Source organism: Pseudomonas sp. FP1742, assembly GCF_030687145.1.
GTDB classification, from domain to species: domain Bacteria; phylum Pseudomonadota; class Gammaproteobacteria; order Pseudomonadales; family Pseudomonadaceae; genus Aquipseudomonas; species Aquipseudomonas frederiksbergensis_D.
Window position 1 is genome coordinate 3,553,118 of the sequence record NZ_CP117460.1, and the last position, 19,774, is coordinate 3,572,891.

Consider the following 19,774-nt stretch of genomic DNA (forward strand, 5'->3'; position numbering starts at 1 on the left):
TCGGCCATAAAGCCATTTGCCCCTTCACGACAAGTTGCAATTGAGCCAAAAGCAGTCAATATCGCTCCTTTTCGTCTACCCTCACAAAGCGCCATGCACCCCTCGGTTTGTGCCAGGCGCTTCGACATTCTTAGTACCGGAGAACTTTCCATGCTCAAGCGTACCCTGGCAATGGCCGTCGGCTTGACCCTGTCTGTTTGCACCCTGTTGACGCAAGCCGCCGACACCCTGAAAGTCAGCGCGATTCCCGATGAAGCCCCCACTGAACTGCTGCGCAAGTTCAAGCCACTTGGCGCCTATCTGGAGCAACAGTTGGGCATGAAGGTCGAGTTCGTACCCGTGAGTGACTATCCGGCCGTGGTCGAGGCGCTGGCCACCGACCGGATCGATCTGGCCTGGCTGGGTGGCTTCACGTTCGTGCAGGCACGCTTGAAAACCGGCAATGCCATTCCGCTGGTGCAGCGAGAACAGGACGCCCAATTCACCAGCAAATTCATTACCGCTGACCCAGCCGTCAAGTCCCTTGCCGATCTCAAGGGCAAGACCTTTGCCTTTGGCTCGGTGTCCTCGACTTCAGGCAGTCTGATGCCGCGCTATTTCATGCTCAAGGAGGGCATCAAGCCGGAAAGCTACTTCAGTCGCGTAGGCTATTCCGGTGCCCATGACGCCACCGTTGCCTGGGTCCAGGCCGGCAAGGTCGACGCCGGGGTGCTCAACGCCAGCGTTTGGGACAAACTGGTCGCCGCCGGCAAGGTCGATACCACCAAGGTCAAAGTGTTTTCGACCACCCCGGCCTACTTCGACTACAACTGGACGGTGCGCGGAACCCTCGACCCGGCGCTGGCGGCCAAGATTAAGGCAGCCTTCCTTGCGCTCGATCCGGCGAACCCGAGAGACAAGGAGATTCTGGATCTGCAGGCCGCCAGCCGCTTCATCGAAACCAAGCCCGAGAACTACAAGGGTATCGAGGAAGCCGCACGCGCCGCCGAACTGCTCAAATGACATTGCATCTGACCCAGGTCAGCCTTACCCACGCCAACGGCGTCCACGCGCTGCGTGGCGTGGACTTGCACATCGGTGCACGCGAACAGGTCGCCATCATCGGCCCGTCTGGCGCGGGTAAGTCGACCCTGCTCAACCTGCTGGCCACCGCCCTGCGACCAGGCAATGGCGAGCTAAAGGTGCTCGGCGAGCACGCCTGGCAGCTTTCTGCCCGGCAGCGGCAGCGGCTGCGTGCTCGCATCGGGCTGATCCATCAGGCGCCCCCCCTGCCCCCGCGCCAGCGCGTAGTCACTGCGGTTCTGGCTGGCAAGCTGGGTCAGTGGGGGCTGGGCAAGAGCCTGCTGAACCTGCTGCATCCGCTGGATATTCCGGGGGCACGCGCGGCCTTGGCCAGGCTGGACCTGAGTGACAAGTTGTTCGCGCAGTGCCAGCAACTGTCCGGTGGACAGCTCCAGCGCGTGGGCATTGCCCGGGTGTTGTATCAGGCGCCCGAGGTGTTGCTGGCCGATGAACCGGTATCAGCCATGGACCCGGTGTTGGCCGGGCACACGCTTTCGGTCCTGTGTCGACATGCCCGGGAACAAAACGTGACCCTGGTCGCCAGTCTGCATGCGGTGGAGCTTGCCCTGGCGCACTTTTCGCGCATCATCGGCCTGCGTGATGGCCAGATCCTGTTCGACCTGCCGGCCGGCGCCGTCGACCGCGACTTGCTCGACAAGCTCTACGCCAATGAGCAGCTGCAATCCTCGCCGGTTCCTCCGGCGCCCTTGAGTGTGCAGATTCCCCGATGCTGACGTCTGACACCCGCGACCCGGCCGCCCGCCCCCGTTTACTGCTCAGCCTGCTGGCCCTTGCCCTGTTGTGGCCGGGCATCCGCTTCAGTGAGTTGGACCTCAGTGTCCTGTTGGCAAGCGACAGTCAAAGCGAGATGGGCCGGTTTGTTTCAGCCTTTTGGCCACCGGCCCATGGCGAAGAATTCCTAGAGCTGTTGTTGCAAGCTACCCTGCAGACCCTGGCCATCGCCACGGCCGGAATGGCATTGGCACTCCTGTTGGCAGTCCCCGCCAGCCTGCTCGCCAGTCGTGCCTTGTCGCTGTCTGCGGCGTCCCGTGCCGGCCACCCGAGCTATTGGGGACAACTGCTGCGCTGGCCCGTACGTGGTCTGCTGATCTTTCTGCGCAGCGTGCCGGAAATCGTCTGGGCCCTGCTGTTCGTGCGCGCCGTCGGCCTGGGCCCGACGGCCGGGGTACTGGCCATTGCCATTACCTACAGCGGCATGTTGGGCAAGGTCTACGCGGAAATTTTCGAGTCGGTCGACCAACGCCCGGTCCATGCATTACTGCAATCCGGCAGCGGTCGGTTCGCAGCCTTTTGCTATGGGATCCTGCCCAATGTCGCGGCGGAGCTGCTGTCATACACGGTGTACCGCTGGGAATGCGCAATCCGCGCCTCGGTGGTGATGGGCTTCGTCGGAGCCGGCGGCCTGGGCCAGCAAATGGATCTGTCGTTGCGCATGTTCGCCGGCGGTGAAGTGGCGAGTCTGTTGCTGACGTTCCTCGTCCTGGTGCTGCTCGCCGATCAACTCAGCCGCCTGCTGCGCTGGAGGCTGACATGAATCGTCTGTTCAACCTGGTACTGCTCCTGTGCATCGGCGCCGCGATCATCGCCTCGTTCATTTACCTGCGCATCGACCTCGGCGAGCTCGGCGGCACCGGCAACCTGCACCAGATGGGCGCGTATGCGCAGCGCTTTCTCAGCCCGGACCTGAGCTCGGGCCATCTGCAAGCCATCGTCCACGGCGCGCTGGAAACCATCGCCATGTCCGCCCTTGGCACCCTGCTCGCGGCGGTGTTCGGCCTGCTATTGGCATTGCCCGCGGCCGGACGCTACGGCTGGCCGCTGCAAAGTGCGTCGCGTCTGGTGCTCAACGCCTTGCGTGCCGTGCCGGAACTGGTATGGGCCGCACTGATGGTCCTGGCCGCCGGGCTCGGCCCCAACGCAGGCACCCTGGCCTTGGCCCTGCACACCACCGGCGTGCTCGGCCGGCTGTTCGCCGAAGCACTGGAAAACACCCCGCCGGAACCCGCCGACGCCATCCGGTTGCAAGGCGGCAATGCCATATGGGCGTTCTGTTACGGCACCCTGCCCAACCTGTTGCCACAGCTGCTGGCCTACATCCTGTACCGCTGGGAAAACAACATCCGCATGGCCAGTGTGCTCGGCTTCGTCGGCGCCGGTGGCTTGGGACAAATGCTCTATGTCAGCCTCAGCCTGTTCCAGGAAGCTCAAGCCAGCACGGTGATTCTGGCGATGCTGTTGCTGGTGTTGGCGGTCGATACATTGAGTAGCTGGAGCCGTCAGCGTTGGGTCAAGGCTTGAGCCAGGAAAGTCGGCGCCCTTCATTCCACACTTTGTTACCGCATACCCCAGCCGGGTGTAAAAACCTGCTTAGGTAACAGCCCCGCAGGCTTCCTCCCCCCAGCGTTCACCTGCCTGCCAAGCCCATCCCAGAGCGCTGTACGCGTTTTCTCAAACACCCAATCGGCGAATTGGCCGGGTGATTGCATATGCTTGTCTGTACAAGTACTTGCGTGTGCATAGGACATTTCGCAACGCAGTACACGCGCTCTTGCGCACAAGCGCTTTCGATGGTCCCTGGGAATAAAATAATGAAAAAAGCATTTCTCACTCTTTCTGCATTGGCTTTGTGTGTGGCTGCCGGTTCTGCGCTAGCCAAGGAGTACAAGGAGTTGCGCTTTGGCGTCGACCCCTCATATGCGCCGTTCGAATCCAAGGCCGCCGACGGCGGCCTGGTGGGCTTCGACATCGACTTGGGCAACGCGATCTGCGCGGAGCTGAAGGTCAAGTGCAAGTGGGTTGAAAGCGACTTCGACGGCATGATTCCCGGCCTCAAGGCCAACAAGTTCGATGGCGTGATCTCTTCCATGACCGTCACGCCGGCGCGTGAGAAAGTCATCGATTTCTCGAACGAGCTGTTCTCTGGCCCGACCGCGCTGGTATTCAAGAAAGGCGCGGCCATCGGCACCGATCCGGCCTCCCTCAAGGGCAAGAAAATCGGCTACGAGCAAGGCACCATCCAGGAAGCCTACGCCAAGGCCGTGCTGGACAAGGCCGGGGTAGAGACCCAGGCCTACGCCAACCAGGACCAGGTGTACGCTGACTTGATCTCCGGACGCCTCGATGCCTCGATCCAGGACATGCTGCAAGCCGAACTGGGCTTCCTGAAGTCGCCACCAGGCGCCGACTTCCAAGTCAGCGAGCCGGTCGAAAACCCCCTCCTTCCAGCCAAGACCGCCGTGGGTCTGGCCAAAGGCAACGTCGAGCTCCAGGCCTTGCTGAACAAAGGTATCAAGGCACTGCACGACAATGGCACCTATGCGGCTGTCCAGCAGAAGCACTTTGGCGATCTGAATCTCTACAGCGACAAATAATGACCCTGCGCCCATTTCCGGATGGGCTCTTCTTTGATTGACGTAGGGCTGCTCAATGTTAGAAAACCTATTGCAGATTCTTGGGCTGTCAGACTTTAGCCTCAAGGGTTTCGGCCCGCTGTTGCTGCAAGGCTCCTGGATGACGGTCAAATTATCCTTTCTGTGCTTGCTGGTGAGCGTTGGCCTGGGCCTGATCGGCGCCAGCGCCAAGCTTTCGAAATCGGCACTGCTGCGCGTCCCTGCGCAGGCCTACACCACGCTGATTCGCGGGGTGCCGGACCTGGTGCTGATGCTGCTGATCTTCTACAGCCTGCAAACCTGGCTGTCCTCGTTTACCGACTTCATGGAATGGGAATACGTCGAGATCAACCCCTTTAGCGCCGGGGTCATTACCCTGGGCTTCATCTACGGGGCTTATTTCACCGAAACCTTCCGTGGCGCCATCCTTGCCGTACCGCGAGGGCAGATGGAAGCGGCTACCGCCTACGGCCTGACCCGCACTCAGCGCTTTCGCCTGGTGGTGTTCCCGCAAATGATGCGTTTTGCCCTGCCGGGCATCGGTAATAACTGGATGGTGATCCTCAAGGCCACCGCGCTAGTGTCGATCATTGGCTTGGCCGATCTGGTCAAGGTGGCCCAGGACGCGGGCAAGAGCACCTATCAGCTGTTCTTCTTCCTGATTCTGGCCGCCTTGATCTATCTGGTGATCACCACCGTTTCGAACTACGTCCTGCGCCGGATGGAAATCTTCTACGCCGCAGGCACCCGGGAGGCCGTGCGATGATCGAGCTACTGCAGGAATACTGGAAACCTTTCCTGTTCCAGGACGGCAATCACATCACCGGGCTGGCCATGACCCTTTGGCTGCTCAGTGCCTCGATCCTCTTCGGCTTCGTGATGTCGATCCCGTTGTCGATTGCCCGGGTCTCGAGCAATGTCTGGGTGCGCTGGCCGGTGCAGTTCTACACCTACCTGTTTCGCGGTACGCCGCTGTATATCCAGCTGCTGATTTGCTACACCGGCATTTACAGCCTGGCCGCGGTGCGGGCTCAGCCAGTACTGGATGCGTTCTTTCGCGATGCGATGAACTGCACCATCCTCGCCTTCGCCCTGAACACCTGTGCCTACACCACGGAGATCTTCGCCGGGGCGATTCGCAGCATGAACCACGGTGAAGTCGAAGCGGCCAAAGCCTACGGGCTGACCGGCTGGAGGCTGTACACCTACGTGATCATGCCCTCCGCCCTGCGTCGCTCGCTGCCTTACTACAGCAACGAAGTGATTCTGATGCTGCACTCGACCACCGTGGCCTTCACCGCGACCGTCCCGGACATCCTGAAAGTCGCGCGGGACGCCAACTCGGCCACCTTCCTGACCTTCCAATCGTTCGGCCTCGCCGCGTTGATCTACCTGGCAGTCACGTTCTCCCTGGTCGGCCTGTTCCGCCTGGCTGAACGCCGTTGGTTGTCTTTTCTCGGCCCGGCTCACTAATTCAGGATGCTTTTTCATGTACAAACTGACCGTTGAAAACCTGCACAAAAGTTACGGCAACCATGAAGTCCTCAAGGGCGTTTCGCTGAACGCCAGGACCGGCGATGTGATCAGCCTGATCGGCGCCAGTGGTTCGGGCAAGAGCACCTTTCTGCGTTGCATCAACTTCCTGGAAACACCCAACGACGGAGCCATGAGTCTGGACAACCAGCCGATTCAAATGGTCCATGACCGCCACGGCATGCGCGTGGCCGACGCCAACGAACTGCAACGCATCCGCACTCGCCTGGCGATGGTGTTCCAGCACTTCAACCTGTGGAGCCACATGACGGTGCTGGAAAACATCACCATGGCTCCACGCCGGGTGCTGGGTGTCAGCAAGAAGGACGCAGAGGATCGCGCCCGGCGCTACCTGGACAAGGTCGGTTTGCCGGCACGGGTTGCTGATCAATACCCGGCGTTTCTCTCGGGTGGTCAGCAGCAACGGGTCGCCATTGCCCGTGCCCTGAGCATGGAACCGGAGATCATGCTGTTCGACGAGCCGACGTCGGCTCTGGACCCGGAACTGGTGGGCGAAGTGCTCAAGGTGATCCAGGGGCTGGCCGAAGAAGGCCGCACCATGATCATGGTGACCCACGAAATGAGCTTTGCGCGCAAAGTGTCGAACCAGGTGCTGTTCCTGCACCAGGGGCGGGTCGAAGAGCAAGGTGCGCCCGAGGACGTATTGGGCAACCCCAAGAGCGAGCGCCTGCAGCAATTCCTCAGCGGCAACCTGAAGTAACCGGAGCGCCTTCGAGCGACCGCAGGGTTGCTCGAAGGCGCTGGTTCAACCTGAGCCAACGCATCGCCGCCGCGCGACGGGCCGGCAATCCCGGTTGCTATCTAACGGGGCGATAGGGTTGCTCAACGGTAATATCCAAACTAAAACACCGACTTCAACTTGTAGAAAAAACATCCTGTTTTGGCATAAAAAATCGAGCAAACAATTCGGATTGTGACTTGATATTTAATTTGGCATAAATATTGCGACGGTGAACCTTTATCGTTTCCACCGAGAGGGAAAGCTTTCCGGCTATCTCTTTATTAGAGAAGCCACTCAGCAACAATCTGAGCACATCACTTTCGCGCGTTGTTATTTGTGTGCCAAGCTGGGTAATCGTTTCTGGCCATAGGGGTGGTTCAGTGAGACTTTTCTCTACATCATTTTCAAAACACATGCGCTGATGCATTAATGCAGTCACCCATGGCTTGACAATATCAAGCATTGTTATTTGCTCTTGATTAAAACGGACTTTGCTACCAATGGAAATGCATAACGTTCTATCGGCGTCGAGCTGAACATTGTACTGAGCCTCATCCACAGAGATATATTGTGCAAAATATTGATGATAATACTCAGTCTCAAGAAAGTATTCCGGTGCAATATCCAGCAAATGAAAGAAACCACTCTGGGGATTTTCTCGATTAGCTATATAAAATGGATCCAGCAGGTATAGCCCCTTCACATAGCGATGAGTGAACGCGTCTACCTCTTCGGCATCTGCTATCTCAGGAAGACTAACAACTTGCACCTGTTGATTGCTAAAGATCAATACAACCCAATTATCGATTTGCACGTATTCATTTAATATACGAACAAGCGAACTCCAGAACTCTGGACGGTTCAACTGCATGATCAGTTTCCCGATTGATCGGTGCCAAGCCAGGCTATGAAGGTCGAACGGCATTTTCTACCCCTTTTGGGTTAGGGACTCGTAGGTCAGAGCTAAGTATTCGTAGGTATTTACTATTCGGTAACGCCCGGTATATTCGCTGGCAGGACTTACGATGGCCATGAGGGCACATCGTCTTGACAAGGATGCTGCATGAAAAAGTCACATTTGCGAACCATTTTTTCAGCCTCGCTTCTCTGTGCAGGGATAAGCACATCAGTGGGGGCTGTAGAGCCTGGGGTGTATCTGTATAACTGGTTCGGGCTTCTCGCACCGGAGACCCCAAAGGAGTTTGAGCAGGCAACCGGCACCAGAGTGCATATGGATGCTTTCGACAGCGCCGAAATCATGCAGAGCAAGGTAATGGCTGGGCGCACGGGGTATGACGTGGTTGTGGCCACCTCCAATGTGTTGCCAAGCCTGATCCAGGCGGGAGTACTCCAGCCGCTGGATCGTAACCAACTGAGTAATTTGTCACATATCGATCCTGATATCTTGTCCCAGGTCGCGGTCAACGATCCTGGTAATCGCTACGCTGTACCTTATTTATGGGGTACTACCGGCATTGGCTATGACGTTGACAAAGTCAAAGCGGCATTGGGTGATAATGCTCCGGTGAATAGCTGGGATTTGATCTTCAAAGAAGAAAACATCAGCAAGCTCCAGTCGTGTGGTGTGGCAATGCTTGACTCTCCAAGTGAGATCATTTCGATTGCTTTGCATTACCTTGGGCTCCCCAGCAACAGCAGGAACCCGGATGATTACCAGAAAGCTCAAGCCCTACTGTTAAAAATCCGTCCCTACGTCCTCTATTTCGATTCATCCCGAATTGACGCCGACCTGGCTGACGGCAATATTTGTGCAGTTGTGGGATGGGCTAATGGTGCCCTTGCTGCGCAGGCCATAAACGAAAAGGCCAACACTGGACGCAAGATTACCTACAGCCTTCCTCGCGAAGGAGCGCTGGTCTGGTCGGAAAATCTGGTTCTGCTGAAAGACGCTCCTCACCCAAAGGAAGGTATGGCGTTTATTAACTATATGTTGCGACCAGAAATCATTGCCAAGACCTCAAACCACACTCTCTATCCTAACGCCAATAAAGATGCCGCTGAGTTTGTCGAACAGAAATTGCGAGACAACCCTTGGATTTATCCAGACAAAAAGACTATTGCCACACTTGTTCCCCTTGAGCCACTGCCATTGAAGCTGGAGCGAATCCGCACACGGATTTGGAACAAAGTGAAGAGTGGTGTGTGATCTGACTTGATTTGTCGCCTGTTGCTCGATGCAAGTTTTTATTCTAATCGTGGGCATGACGAGCAGCAGGTTGACTATTTATATCCGAAAAACAAGACGCAAACGCCCTCATCCTTGAGTTCCTGGAAGGAACCCCCTCGCGTTGGAGTTGGCGTCGGAAGCTGCCGATACTGATAGCCCTTGTTCTAGCCATTGCTCGTAACGGCATTCGCGCAGCTGTTTGTAAAAACCGCGTTCCTGACATTGCTGTCTGCGACAGCGTCAATTCAACACCTCATGCAAGAAGAGAACAGCGGATGTTCAGCCCAGCCAATCAGGCGCACTTCAGTTTGACAATCGACGGTTTTGAGCATGATTTTCAAGTGCTCGCCTTCACCGGAGAGGAGGCAATCAGCAGGCCTTACCTCTTCAACGTGGAGCTTGTTAGCGAGCGGTCTGACCTGGATCTCGAAAGCCTTTTCGACATAGAGGCTTTTCTGACCTTCGACACGAAGGGCAATGGCATTCATGGACGGGTCTATCACATCGCTCAAAGCGGTAAGAGTCAGCGTTTGACGCGCTACAGCCTGGCCCTCGTACCGCACCTGTCCTACTTGCGCCACCGCATCAACCAGAGGATCTATCAACAGTTTTCGGTGCCGAAAATCGTCGCCTTGATACTGGAAGAACACGGGATTGTGGGTGACGCTTATCGGCTTCATCTGGGGTCGACCTACCCCGAGCGTGACTACTGTACCCAGTACGATGAAACGGATTTGCACTTTATTCAGCGCTTGTGCGAAGAAGAAGGTATCCACTTTCACTTCCAACACAGCGCTCAAGGCCACGTACTGGTCTTTGGCGATGATCAGGCAGCTTTTCCCAGGATTGGGCAACCCACTGCTTATGGACAAGAGAGCGATAGGGTGGCCAACGAGCCACTGATCAAGCGCTTCAATCTGCGTCTGGGGAGAAGCGAGCAACAGCCAGGCATGGAAAACGATATCAAGCTGAAGCCTTTCACAAGCCATGAGCACGGCAAGCAGATAAGTCTGCGTGCTATGGAGCGCCGCCACGCGGCTTATCGTCAAGCTGAAGGGCAAAGTGACCAGACCCGGTTAGTCAGTGGCCATGTTCTGGAAATCTCAGGCCATCCGCATCAAGAGTGGAACGCCCTATGGCTACTGACTCAGGTCATCCACGAAGGCAAGCAACCACAGGTATTGAGTGAGAACGTCGCCAGTGGCAACACTGACAACGAGGATGACTTTCATCAGGGTTACCGCAACCGCTTTATGGTTCTTCCCTGGGACGTGTCCTATCGTCCGCCCTTGGCTCACCAAAAACCTCAGGTGCCAAGCAACCAGACCGCTGTGGTCATCGCTCTGGAAGACGAGGACCAGAGTGATCGGCGTCTCGGAAGGGTCAAGGTCAAGTTCCCCTGGGACCGCGAAGGTAGATTTGACGACAAGAGTTGTTGTTGGCTGGGGGGGACCTCCAATTGGAGTTGTGAAATAACGTCCCCCCGAACGGGCGTGGAAGTCATGGTCACATTTCTCGAAAGCGACCCCGATCAACCGCTGATCAGCGGTTGCCTGTGTTGCCGCAGTACTTCCTCGCAGAGGATGCGGTAGCCATTTTTCATCAGCCATTGAGGCAGTGGCTGCGTTCCTCCATGAACTCACATGCGCTGTCGTGTCGAGAGCATCGGTCTAAACTCTAAGCCCCAGTTGTGCTCCATAGGGAGGCTAGTGTGCTATGCAGTCCACCATCAAGCTGCTCGATCAACCCACCAAATATATGTTCTTCACTGGCAAGGGCGGGGTTGGCAAAACGTCGGTCTCCACAGCGGTATCAATCGCCTTGGCTGATGCAGGCAAGAAGGTGCTGCTGGTTAGCACAGACGCTGCCTCGAACCTTGACGAGATGCTCGGTGTCGAGCTGAGCAATCAGCCTGTAGCGGTGCCGGACGTGCCTGGAATGTTCGTGCTCAACATCGACCCCGAGACCGCCGCCATTGGCTACCGAGCCCGAGTGGTCGAACAAATGGGCTCCCAGGCCAGCGATCAAGATATTGCTCTGGTGCGTGAGCAACTTTCGGGGGCATGCACGACCGAAATCGCAACCTTCGATGAGTTCTCCCTCCTCCTGTCACAGGGCGGCGCGGCCTATGATCATGTCGTATTCGATACCGCTCCCACGGGGCATACGCTCAGGCTGTTGAGCCTGCCAAAAGCGTGGAGCGGATTTTTGGAGGGCAATGATCGTGGTGCGTCATGCCTGGGGCCGCACTCGGGGTTGAAAATGCAGGAGCAGCTTTTCAATCAGGCGTTGGCGGCGCTCAACAATCCGGCCCTGACCACCGTCGTGCTAGTGGCTCGCCCTGACAAAGGCGCGCTCGTTGAGGCCGCGCGTTCCTCCGACGAGCTCCGTGAGTTGGGTCTGGAAAACCAACGTCTCGTGGTGAATGCGGTGTTCAAACGCGGCGACTTGAATGACCCTATCGCAGCAGCCATCGAAGCGATCGGCCAGCAGGCGCTAGACGAGATGCCGGCTTCGCTACGCCAGCTTTCAGCCGACTACATTGCGCTCAAGGCTGTAGATTCTGTTGGCTTGCCCGCGCTCCGAGGACTGCTTTCCCCGGAGTTTGCTCGACCAACAAGTACTGCAAACCAAGAACACTCACACCTGGAATATCACCCCCTCTCGGAACTGGTTGCCGAGCTTGCGAATGACGAGCGTGGGTTGATCATGGTCATGGGCAAAGGGGGGGTTGGCAAAACCACCATTGCCGCCGCCATCGCCCTGGGACTGGTGCAGCACGGCAAGTCCGTGCACCTGAGCACCACGGACCCTGCGGCGCATCTGGCCGTGACCCTCCACGCCGATGTGCCAGGGCTCAGCATTGGTCGCATCGACCCTAAGGTCGAGACCCAAAAATACGTGGACAAGATCGTGGCGTCCCGCGCGCCGACCCTGACGGAAGATGAATTAGCCTTGCTCATCGAGGATCTGCGATCCCCCTGCACCGAAGAGGTCGCGGTCTTCCACGCGTTCTCCCGCGTGGTTTCTCAAGCCAGAACTTCGTTCGTGGTGCTGGACACCGCTCCCACGGGGCATTCCTTGCTACTGATGGATGCCACAGGCGCCTATCACCGCCAGATGCTTCGGGAATTCAAAGGCAAGACCTCGGACCACATCGTCACGCCTTTGATGCGCCTGCAAGATGCGGACTACACCAAAATCATCCTGGTGACGCTACCCGAAGCCACACCGGTGTCTCAGGCGGCAGCACTGCAGGATGACTTGCGCCGGGCCAAAATCGAACCGTTTGCATGGGTGGTCAATAAGTCTCTACTGGCCACAGGCACCGATGACCCGCTGCTACGAGCGCGCCTGGATAGTGAGCGCAAGCAGATGACGCGGGTTGCAGGCCAAACCAGCCATGCAGTCATCGTGGTGCCCTGGACGGTGGAGCCGCCTGTTGGGGTCGCTGCGCTGAAGCGCCTGCTGGATTGACGCGCCAGCGTCGGCTCGGCCAATTCGAGTGGGCCGGTTATTCTTCCAGGAGCTGCTTGCGGATACTCAGCAGTTCGTGATGGCGCTCATCACTGGTCTTTGGATATGACATTTTCAGTCCATCCAGTACATCTGAAAATATCTGAGATACGATCAGTCGGGCATTTTTCTTGTCGTCGGCAGGCACGACATACCAAGGCGTCTCGGTCGTGCTGGTTGCACTAAGACATTTTTCGTACGCCTGCATATAGTCTTCCCAATACTTTCGTTCCTCGATGTCAGCAGTACTAAATTTCCAGTTCTTCTCCGGCTTGTCGATGCGTTCGAGGAAGCGTTTTCGTTGCTCCTCTTTTGAGAGATGGAGAAAGAACTTGACGATTCGGGTTCCGTTGCTGGAAAGGTGTCGCTCCAAGTTGGAGATCGAACGGTATCGGTCACGCCACACAGTATTATTGCTTGCAAAGGCATCCGGAAGCCCCTCGCTTCGGAGAATCTCGGGATGCACACGGGCTATCAGTACCTCCTCATAGTAGGACCGATTGAATATGCCAATCCGTCCGCGTTCCGGTAAATCACGCGTGGTTCTCCAAAGAAAGTCGTGTTCCAATTCGGCCGCGCTGGGATGCTTGAAGCTGAATACTTGGCATCCTTGCGGATTAACCCCTGACATCACATGCTTGATGGCACCATCTTTTCCTGCCGCATCCATCGCCTGGAAAATCAGCAGGATGGCATGGCGATTGGATGCGTAAAGTAGCTGTTGTTGCTCACTTAGTTGCGCAACATGCTCGCTCAAAAGCTTGCGATATTGCTGTTTTGACTTGTAGAAAGGTTCCAGCTTCGTCGGCCACTTGCGCAGATCGACGTCGTCACCCTCCCGAACTCTAAAATCCGCCGAATTGATTTTCATATTTCGCCTTTCGGCGCCACCGGCGCTGTTGCTGGTTGCCTTGAAGCTGCATTGGGAGCTCGCCATCTGATCATCGCGACCTTCAAAGCGTCGTTCAGAATTAGACAAGAGACTAGCGCATAACCGAATCTCGCGAGTATCTGCCATCCGGGCAAAGGAGCAAGCCCTTGAGCCCTGCCTGCTGCATGCGCAAACGCGTTGGTAGAGTTTTGAGACGCGAAAATATTTGCGGCAGTGGGTGCGCAATTGCGATCATCGGCAGGCTTACCGTGGCTACGCTACTGACGATCTTCTTGGTCCTGGCGTTGGTAGCATTGCGATCTTGATCGACCACTCTGCTACCCATTGAATGCCTGCGTTTAATGCTTATCCTCTGCTCAATGGAGTCAGGCGGCACCAGGGACATTTGTTCCCGTGCCCGATGGTAGAAACGGTCGAATTTCGTCGATTTCCGAGGTGCCAAGGCGCAGCTCCGAGGCGGCAATCAGTCCGTCTACTTGTGCCGGACGGCGGGCTCCGACAATGGCGCCCGTCACAACCGGTTTGCGAAGTACCCAGGCGATGGCGACTGCAGCAGCGCTCACCCCGTGCCTTTCGCCAATGCGTGCCATGACGTCAACCAATGCCAGGTTCGCACTCAAACGAGGCTCCTGGAAATCAGCACTTCGAGTCTTGCGCCAATCGTCTTCGGGCAGTTGCGAAATGCGTTCGCGCGTCATGCTGCCGGACAGCAGCCCCGATTGAAGCGTGGAATAGGCAAGGACACCCATCCCGGCCTGCTCACAGAATGGCAGGACATCCTTCTCGATGTCCCGCATCAAGGCGGAATATGGCGGCTGGAGCGAAACAATCTCTGTCACCGCCTGCGCCCGCTTGAGCTGAGCGACGTCGAAATTCGATACACCGATAGCGCGAATTTTTCCTTGATCGCGCGCGGCCGCCAACGCCGAAAGCGCCATTTCAATACCTTCACTGCCGGCGTCGGCAGGAAAGGCTGGCCAGTGGATCTGATAAAGATCGATCGTCTCGACTTGCAGCCGGCGCAAGCTTGCATCGATCTCGGCGAGCATGGATTGGGGGGCCAGGGAGTGCGAAATCGCCTTCGTGACCGGATCCCAGACCAGGCTGCCTTTGGTGAACACCAAAGGACGCCGCGAGGCCGGCACCCGACGCAGCAATTGCCCCACTAATTGCTCCGCATGGCCCAAGCCATAAACCGCAGCGGTATCAATCCAGTTCACGCCGCGTTCGACGGCATATTCAAGTGCGCCCAGGCTCTCCTTGTCATCCTGCGCTCCCCAACTGTATTCCCAACCGGTACCGGCGATTGCCCATGTCCCCAGGCCAATAGGCGAAATCAGAAAATCCGATGATCCAAGACGATTCTTTTGCATAGCGACCTCTCCACAAATGATGTGAGAAGTATCCGGGAGCCATCTCGTGACGATAAGATAGGTAATCGTATTTGAACTAATGAATGGCATTCATGAGTAATCACCCCGAACTCTCTGAACTCGATGCCTTTGCCGCCGTCGCTCGCCATCGCAGCTTTCGCAAGGCCGCCGATGAGCGTGGCGTTTCGGCTTCCGCGTTGAGTCATGCGATGCGAGCGCTGGAAGCACGCTTGGGCATCAGGCTGCTGAACCGAACCACCCGTAGCGTGACCCCGACCGAGGCCGGGCAACAGCTATTGGCGACGCTGGTCCCGAGCCTGCACCAGGTTGCCGATGCATTGGCGCAATTGACCTCGATGCAGGAAGTGCCCACTGGCAAACTTCGCCTCAACGTGGCGCGTCCGGCGGCTCGCATCGTGTTTGCGAAAATGCTCGCGCCCTTCGTGGCCAGGTATCCACGTATCCAGTTGGACCTGATCACCGATGACGGATTGACCGATATCGTGAATGGCGGGTTTGACGCTGGAGTCCGCTTTGGCGAAAGCCTGGCCGGCGACATGATCGCAGTCCCTGTCGGCGCACCTCAATCGTTCGTGACCGTTGCGGCGGATGCCTATCTGGACACGAATGGGATCGCGCAGGTACCCCGTGACTTGCTCGACCATGAGTGTATTGCCAGGCGTTTTCCCAGTGGCAAACTTTACGCTTGGGAGTATCAAGCAGACGGTCAACCGATACGGTTGTCCGTCACAGGCCCGCTCATTCTGGAAGACGATGCGCTGATGATCCAGGCGGCGAAAGATGGCGCTGGTATTGCCTATGTCTACGAGGAGCTGGTGCGCGACGATCTCCGCAACGGAAATCTCAGAGAAATACTCCAGGAATGGAAAGCACCGCCAAGCCGATTCTTTCTTTACTACTCCAGCCGGCGCCATGTGCCACCGGCCTTGAAAGCGCTCATCGAATTCATCAGAGGGAATTAAAAAACGTCTGATGCTTACAATCGCGTCAACCATAAAAAACAGAGTCGCTTCGTTCAATGAGCCATAGACCTTTATTTAAAACCTTATTACCCTACCTCAACCACGACAATATTCAGGCGTCATTTAAGTGACCACTACAATAACCATCACCCAGAAAAAAAGACTTTTAGCAGTGCCGCCGCGACCGTCACAACCAATGAATAATTCATACACACTGACGAACGGAATTAAAATATAAAATTACGATAAGAATCAATTATATAAAACTCTAGCAACGCTCAAAACTAAACACCTCCAACTCAAAGAAAACTAGAAAAGACCGACCACAAATATAAAAGTTTCAAACTTTATAATTAAATTAAAAAACACATATAACGCTTTAAAATATTCATCATCGATGCTAATAATCCGGCAGCTTCCGGGTTTCCAGGCGACATCCCCCCTCACATGAAGTGAACATCAGCGCTTGCGCTGACTATCCCGGCCTTTACTAAACTCAAATAACGCTAGCTTGCTCAAGTTCCAATAAAACTTGGGTCAGCTTTTGTGTTGCGCACTAAAACTGCGCGAGGAAGGCATCATCGTCCGCCATCATTCAAGGCTTAAAATCCTTTCGATCTTCGGTACCCGTCCAGAAGCCATCAAGATGGCGCCTTTAGTCAAAGCCCTCGCTGCCGAACCTGGCATTCATTCGCAGATATGCATCACCGGCCAACATCAAAGCATGCTTAAACAGGTGCTGGATCTGTTCGACCTCAAGGCCGATTACACCCTCGATGTGATGACACCGCACCAGACGCTCAATTCGCTGACCGCGGCGCTTTACGAGGCAATTGATCCGGTGCTGGAAATGACCCGTCCCGACCGGGTGCTGGTACATGGCGACACCACCTCGGCCATGGTGGCCGCGATGGCTGCGTTCCATCGACGCATCCCGGTCGGCCATGTGGAAGCCGGACTGCGTACCGGTGACATCTACAGCCCATGGCCGGAAGAAATGAATCGCCGCTGTATCGACCTGGGCGCGGACATGTTGTTTGCACCCACCCAGGAGTCGCGCCAGAACCTGCTCGACGAGCGTTTGCAGGGTCGCTCTTTCGTGACCGGCAATACGGTGATCGACGCTTTGCAGATGACCGCGCAACGCCTCGAACAGGACGCTGACCTGTGTGCCAGCCTGGATGGACAATTCTCGTTCCTGCAGCCCGGCCGCAAGGTATTGCTGGTCACCGGGCATCGTCGGGAAAACTTCGGCGAAGGCTTCCTCGACATCTGCAAGGCCCTGAGCCATTTGGCCCGGCGTGCCGACATCCAGATCGTCTATCCGGTGCACTTGAACCCCAATGTCATGGGCCCGGTCACCGAGCAGTTGGGCGACCTGCCCAATGTGCATCTGATCAAACCACTGGACTACCTGGCTTTCGTGCGTCTGATGCAACGGGCGCATGTGATCCTCACCGACTCAGGTGGCGTGCAGGAAGAAGCGCCGTCACTGGGCAAACCCGTGCTGGTCATGCGTGACGTTACCGAGCGCCCCGAAGCGGTCGCGGCGGGCACTGTGCGCCTGGTCGGCACCTCTCCGGACTCGATCATCGCGGGTGTCAACGCGTTGTTCGATGACGAGCTGCTGTGGCGGCGATGCTCCCAGGCGGCCAACCCATACGGCGATGGCTACGCCAGTGCGCGTATCGTCGACGCGCTGATGGGGCGCCCGGTCGATGAATTCGTCGTCACTCGGCAGTCATTGCCCAGGTTCCTGCACTACCCGTCAGCGGTGCCTGTGCCCGAGAAAAGTTACCCGGCTTTCACCTCTCTCTAAACCGAACCGCTCCTCCCCTTATCAGCTCGAGATCTACCTGAATGAAGCCTTCCGTTGCCATCCATAGGGGTGCGTTCAGCGCCCTTGCCTGTGGCGTGAGCCTGCTCGCGCTCATGCCGACCTTCGCCTTGGCCGCGGACAGCCCGCTCACCCAGGCGATCAATCGGCTCAACGCCGACACTCGGCAGGAGCGTGAGATCCGCTTGAGCGATCTGGGGATCGATGCCCCCATCATCCTTGGCTCCACCGATGCCCGCCGCGAATTGTATTTGCCAGTGCCGGCCGGTGTGCCATTGACCGATGCCACACTGAATTTCGACGCCAGCTACCTCAATGGCGAAGGCGGTCGTAACACATTGCTGCTGTCGCTGGACAGCTATCCGGTGCGCGCCGAAGGCCTCAGCGAAGCTCAAGGCGACGCCAGCGCCACGCTGGGCGTGGACAAGAAAGCGCGTGAAAGCGGCTCGGTGCGCCTGGGTATTGCCTGGTCGTCGATCGTATCCCGCGTGTTGTGCGAGGACGAACGCGCCATTGGCAACGTATTGCGTATCGAACCGGACACCCGCCTCAACTACAGCTACGACGCCAGCCAGTTACAGGACGTCGGTGCGGCCTGGACGGCATTGCCCGGCAAACCGGGGATCATGGTCGCGCCGGGCACCTTGTCCACCGAAAGCTACGACGCGGCCTGGCGTCTGGGCGTGGCACTGGAGCGGATCGGCAAGCACAGCCGCATCCTGCCCTTCCCTGCCGTGCAGGACAGCATCGACCTGACCGGCCTGCGCATCCCGGCCGAACTGCAAACTATTCCAGCGTTCGCCAGCCTCAACGGTAAAGGCCTGCACGTTCTGCAGAACCCGGCGCAAATCGGCGCGCTGCTGATGTTGGGCCAGACCCCGAACGTCCAGGCGGATCTGGCGATCAACGACCCGCAACTGCTCAAAGCCGTCAATGAGTCTCTGGACGCGCTGCAAAGTCAGATTCAAGGTCTCGACGCCACTGCGGCCAGCGCCTTCGCGCAATGGCGTGTAAGGCATATCGATGCGGGCCTGGCCGCCACCGGCACGGACAATGTGCGACTGGCATTGCTGGGCACACGCCCGGTGCTGACGATCGCGCCGCAAGCGACCGGCAAGGCCTTGGCCTTGTTCAGCTCGGCCTGGAACACACTGGCACGCAGCCGCCAATTGACGGTCAGCGAAGCCCACTTGCCATTGAGCGCCGATGGCCGTGTGGCCTTGTCGCGCCTGGGCGGCAAACCCGGCACCATCGACGTGCTGGCCAAATCCGACTGGAGCACCTCGTTCCCTCTGGGCAGCGTGGCCTACGACGGACGTCTGCCGGTGAAGGCGGTGATCGATGTGTCCGCCGCACCCGGCGCCTCGGACACCGCGCCGGTGGCCTCACTGTTTCTCAACGATTATCTGATTGGCGCACAACAGCTGGTGGCCAACGGAGAAAAGCAACGCATCGAAGCGCGGATCCCGCGTTACGCCGTGGGCTCGACCAACGTGCTGCGCGTGTCGTTCCAACGCCAGCCGGTCAGTGATCGCTGCCTCGAAACGCCACAAGCCTTCCCGGTCTCGGTGCTGCCGACCAGCCACATCGTGCTGGAAAAAACCGCGCTGGATGATGACTTCTCCGGCATGGCCGCGCGCTTTGCCATGGACGCGCAAATCCTCGTGCCGCAGGCCTACCTCGAGCATCCGGCAAGCAGCTTGCCGCAGGTGATTTCGGTGGCGGATGCCGCGGGCGTTTCGCCGCTGCGTGCGCAATTGAATGTCAGCGCCGACCCGAAAGCCTCGGGCGCGCCGGACAAAGCCTTCCTGGCCTTCGAGTTGCCGATCAAGGACAGCAAGGAATCGGTGCAGGTCGATGAGCAGGGTCGCCTGCGTATCAATCACAAGGATCAGGTGTTGCTCGACGTGCATCCGCTCAACCACCTGGCCTCGTTGCAAGCCGTGGAGAGCGGCGGCCAGCACGGTCTGGTCTATCGCACACTGGGCGCCGACGCCCCCCGCTTCGCCAGGCAGATTCTATTGAGTCGCGGCGACGTCGCCATCCTCGGTGACAACGGTGCGCTGACCACCTTCGACACCCGGGACCCCAGTGGCAGCCAATTGATCGACCACGAAGAACCCAAGGGGCTGGACGCCTGGCGCACACCGTCGCTGTTGTGGCTGATTCCCGGTGGCATCCTGTTGGTCCTCATCCTGTTGCTGGCCGGCCGTAACGCCCGTCGCAATCGCCAGTAAC

17 protein-coding genes and 1 pseudogene are annotated in these 19,774 nt (G+C 57.6%); 14 read left to right on the plus strand and 4 right to left on the minus strand.

What is annotated here, in order from left to right:
* The first annotated feature begins 150 nt into the window (after positions 1-150).
* The 8 genes from PSH64_RS15760 to PSH64_RS15795 all read left to right on the plus strand — a co-directional run bounded on the left by PSH64_RS15760 (position 151) and on the right by PSH64_RS15795 (position 6,726).
* Positions 151-1,002, plus strand: a complete 852-nt coding sequence (locus PSH64_RS15760; RefSeq protein ID WP_105344540.1) for a putative selenate ABC transporter substrate-binding protein — start codon at positions 151-153, stop codon at positions 1,000-1,002.
* A complete protein-coding gene (locus tag PSH64_RS15765) occupies positions 999-1,796 on the plus strand; it encodes a phosphonate ABC transporter ATP-binding protein (RefSeq protein WP_305477770.1) in 798 nt (265 codons plus the stop codon). Before PSH64_RS15760 ends, PSH64_RS15765 begins: the two co-directional genes overlap by 4 nt.
* A complete protein-coding gene (gene phnE / locus PSH64_RS15770; protein ID WP_105344545.1) occupies positions 1,790-2,617 on the plus strand; it encodes a phosphonate ABC transporter, permease protein PhnE in 828 nt (275 codons plus the stop codon). The genes PSH64_RS15765 and phnE (PSH64_RS15770) overlap by 7 nt, the downstream gene beginning before the upstream one ends.
* On the plus strand, positions 2,614-3,381 hold the full coding sequence (gene phnE, locus PSH64_RS15775; protein WP_105344547.1) for a phosphonate ABC transporter, permease protein PhnE: 768 nt from the start codon (positions 2,614-2,616) through the stop codon (positions 3,379-3,381). Before phnE (PSH64_RS15770) ends, phnE (PSH64_RS15775) begins: the two co-directional genes overlap by 4 nt.
* A 290-nt stretch (positions 3,382-3,671) precedes the next feature.
* Positions 3,672-4,454: a transporter substrate-binding domain-containing protein gene (locus PSH64_RS15780; RefSeq protein WP_105344550.1), complete on the plus strand. Its 783-nt coding sequence runs from the start codon at positions 3,672-3,674 to the stop codon at positions 4,452-4,454.
* Between the two features lie 55 nt (positions 4,455-4,509).
* Complete coding sequence (locus PSH64_RS15785; RefSeq protein ID WP_105344553.1) at positions 4,510-5,238, plus strand: ABC transporter permease; 729 nt, start codon at positions 4,510-4,512, stop codon at positions 5,236-5,238.
* A complete protein-coding gene (locus PSH64_RS15790) occupies positions 5,235-5,945 on the plus strand; it encodes an ABC transporter permease (RefSeq protein ID WP_305477771.1) in 711 nt (236 codons plus the stop codon). Before PSH64_RS15785 ends, PSH64_RS15790 begins: the two co-directional genes overlap by 4 nt.
* Before the next feature lie 16 nt (positions 5,946-5,961).
* The gene (locus PSH64_RS15795) at positions 5,962-6,726 is read left to right on the plus strand and encodes an ABC transporter ATP-binding protein (RefSeq protein WP_007936956.1); all 765 of its coding nucleotides are present in this window, start codon (positions 5,962-5,964) and stop codon (positions 6,724-6,726) included.
* A gap of 154 nt (positions 6,727-6,880) precedes the next feature.
* On the opposite strand, the gene PSH64_RS15800 is transcribed toward PSH64_RS15795, so the two are convergent.
* Entirely contained in the window at positions 6,881-7,672 is a 792-nt protein-coding gene (locus PSH64_RS15800) for a response regulator transcription factor (RefSeq protein WP_305477772.1), read from the minus strand.
* A gap of 138 nt (positions 7,673-7,810) precedes the next feature.
* On the opposite strand from PSH64_RS15800, the gene PSH64_RS15805 reads away from it, so the two are divergent.
* Together PSH64_RS15805 and tssI are read left to right on the plus strand one after the other, a co-directional pair.
* Positions 7,811-8,914: a polyamine ABC transporter substrate-binding protein gene (locus PSH64_RS15805; protein WP_305477773.1), complete on the plus strand. Its 1,104-nt coding sequence runs from the start codon at positions 7,811-7,813 to the stop codon at positions 8,912-8,914.
* Positions 8,915-9,210: 296 nt separating this feature from the next.
* The gene (gene tssI, locus PSH64_RS15810; RefSeq protein ID WP_305477774.1) at positions 9,211-10,527 is read left to right on the plus strand and encodes a type VI secretion system tip protein TssI/VgrG; all 1,317 of its coding nucleotides are present in this window, start codon (positions 9,211-9,213) and stop codon (positions 10,525-10,527) included.
* On the opposite strand, the pseudogene PSH64_RS30465 reads toward tssI, so the two are convergent.
* Positions 10,488-10,571, minus strand: a pseudogene (locus PSH64_RS30465) (tRNA (adenine-N(1))-methyltransferase); the annotation flags it as partial. The gene tssI and the pseudogene PSH64_RS30465 overlap by 40 nt on opposite strands.
* Positions 10,572-10,651: 80 nt before the next feature.
* Between PSH64_RS30465 and arsA the strand changes: the two are divergent.
* The gene (gene arsA / locus PSH64_RS15815; RefSeq protein ID WP_305477775.1) at positions 10,652-12,412 is read left to right on the plus strand and encodes an arsenical pump-driving ATPase; all 1,761 of its coding nucleotides are present in this window, start codon (positions 10,652-10,654) and stop codon (positions 12,410-12,412) included.
* 37 nt (positions 12,413-12,449) lie between these two features.
* Here the strand turns inward: arsA and PSH64_RS15820 are convergent, their stop codons facing one another.
* Complete coding sequence (locus PSH64_RS15820; RefSeq protein ID WP_305477776.1) at positions 12,450-13,322, minus strand: ADP-polyphosphate phosphotransferase; 873 nt, start codon at positions 13,320-13,322, stop codon at positions 12,450-12,452.
* Positions 13,323-13,708: 386 nt separating this feature from the next.
* Positions 13,709-14,716, minus strand: a complete 1,008-nt coding sequence (locus PSH64_RS15825) for an aldo/keto reductase (RefSeq protein ID WP_305477777.1) — start codon at positions 14,714-14,716, stop codon at positions 13,709-13,711.
* 92 nt (positions 14,717-14,808) lie between these two features.
* On the opposite strand from PSH64_RS15825, the gene PSH64_RS15830 reads away from it, so the two are divergent.
* From PSH64_RS15830 to PSH64_RS15840, 3 genes are all read left to right on the plus strand, one after another.
* Positions 14,809-15,699 (plus strand): LysR family transcriptional regulator, encoded by an 891-nt coding sequence (locus PSH64_RS15830; protein ID WP_105344576.1) that lies wholly within the window; start codon positions 14,809-14,811, stop codon positions 15,697-15,699.
* A gap of 646 nt (positions 15,700-16,345) precedes the next feature.
* Entirely contained in the window at positions 16,346-17,518 is a 1,173-nt protein-coding gene (wecB, locus tag PSH64_RS15835; protein WP_305477778.1) for a non-hydrolyzing UDP-N-acetylglucosamine 2-epimerase, read from the plus strand.
* 41 nt (positions 17,519-17,559) lie between these two features.
* Positions 17,560-19,773 (plus strand): hypothetical protein, encoded by a 2,214-nt coding sequence (locus PSH64_RS15840; RefSeq protein WP_305477779.1) that lies wholly within the window; start codon positions 17,560-17,562, stop codon positions 19,771-19,773.
* The last annotated feature ends 1 nt before the right edge of the window (position 19,774 follow it).

Excerpts from the sequence above, each read along its gene's own strand:
- tssI (WP_305477774.1), top strand. The coding sequence starts at position 9,211 with ATGTTCAGCCCAGCCAATCAGGCGCACTTCAGTTTGACAATCGACGGT.
- PSH64_RS15805 (WP_305477773.1), top strand. The coding sequence starts at position 7,811 with ATGAAAAAGTCACATTTGCGAACCATTTTTTCAGCCTCGCTTCTCTGT.
- arsA (WP_305477775.1), top strand. The coding sequence starts at position 10,652 with ATGCAGTCCACCATCAAGCTGCTCGATCAACCCACCAAATATATGTTC.
- PSH64_RS15840 (WP_305477779.1), top strand. The coding sequence starts at position 17,560 with ATGAAGCCTTCCGTTGCCATCCATAGGGGTGCGTTCAGCGCCCTTGCC.
- PSH64_RS15790 (WP_305477771.1), top strand. The coding sequence starts at position 5,235 with ATGATCGAGCTACTGCAGGAATACTGGAAACCTTTCCTGTTCCAGGAC.
- PSH64_RS15795 (WP_007936956.1), top strand. The coding sequence starts at position 5,962 with ATGTACAAACTGACCGTTGAAAACCTGCACAAAAGTTACGGCAACCAT.
- PSH64_RS15765 (WP_305477770.1), top strand. The coding sequence starts at position 999 with ATGACATTGCATCTGACCCAGGTCAGCCTTACCCACGCCAACGGCGTC.
- PSH64_RS15825 (WP_305477777.1), bottom strand. The coding sequence starts at position 14,716 with ATGCAAAAGAATCGTCTTGGATCATCGGATTTTCTGATTTCGCCTATT.
- wecB (WP_305477778.1), top strand. The coding sequence starts at position 16,346 with ATGGCGCCTTTAGTCAAAGCCCTCGCTGCCGAACCTGGCATTCATTCG.
- PSH64_RS15785 (WP_105344553.1), top strand. The coding sequence starts at position 4,510 with ATGTTAGAAAACCTATTGCAGATTCTTGGGCTGTCAGACTTTAGCCTC.
- PSH64_RS15830 (WP_105344576.1), top strand. The coding sequence starts at position 14,809 with ATGAGTAATCACCCCGAACTCTCTGAACTCGATGCCTTTGCCGCCGTC.
- PSH64_RS15780 (WP_105344550.1), top strand. The coding sequence starts at position 3,672 with ATGAAAAAAGCATTTCTCACTCTTTCTGCATTGGCTTTGTGTGTGGCT.
- phnE (WP_105344547.1), top strand. The coding sequence starts at position 2,614 with ATGAATCGTCTGTTCAACCTGGTACTGCTCCTGTGCATCGGCGCCGCG.
- PSH64_RS15800 (WP_305477772.1), bottom strand. The coding sequence starts at position 7,672 with ATGCCGTTCGACCTTCATAGCCTGGCTTGGCACCGATCAATCGGGAAA.
- phnE (WP_105344545.1), top strand. The coding sequence starts at position 1,790 with ATGCTGACGTCTGACACCCGCGACCCGGCCGCCCGCCCCCGTTTACTG.
- PSH64_RS15820 (WP_305477776.1), bottom strand. The coding sequence starts at position 13,322 with ATGAAAATCAATTCGGCGGATTTTAGAGTTCGGGAGGGTGACGACGTC.
- PSH64_RS15760 (WP_105344540.1), top strand. The coding sequence starts at position 151 with ATGCTCAAGCGTACCCTGGCAATGGCCGTCGGCTTGACCCTGTCTGTT.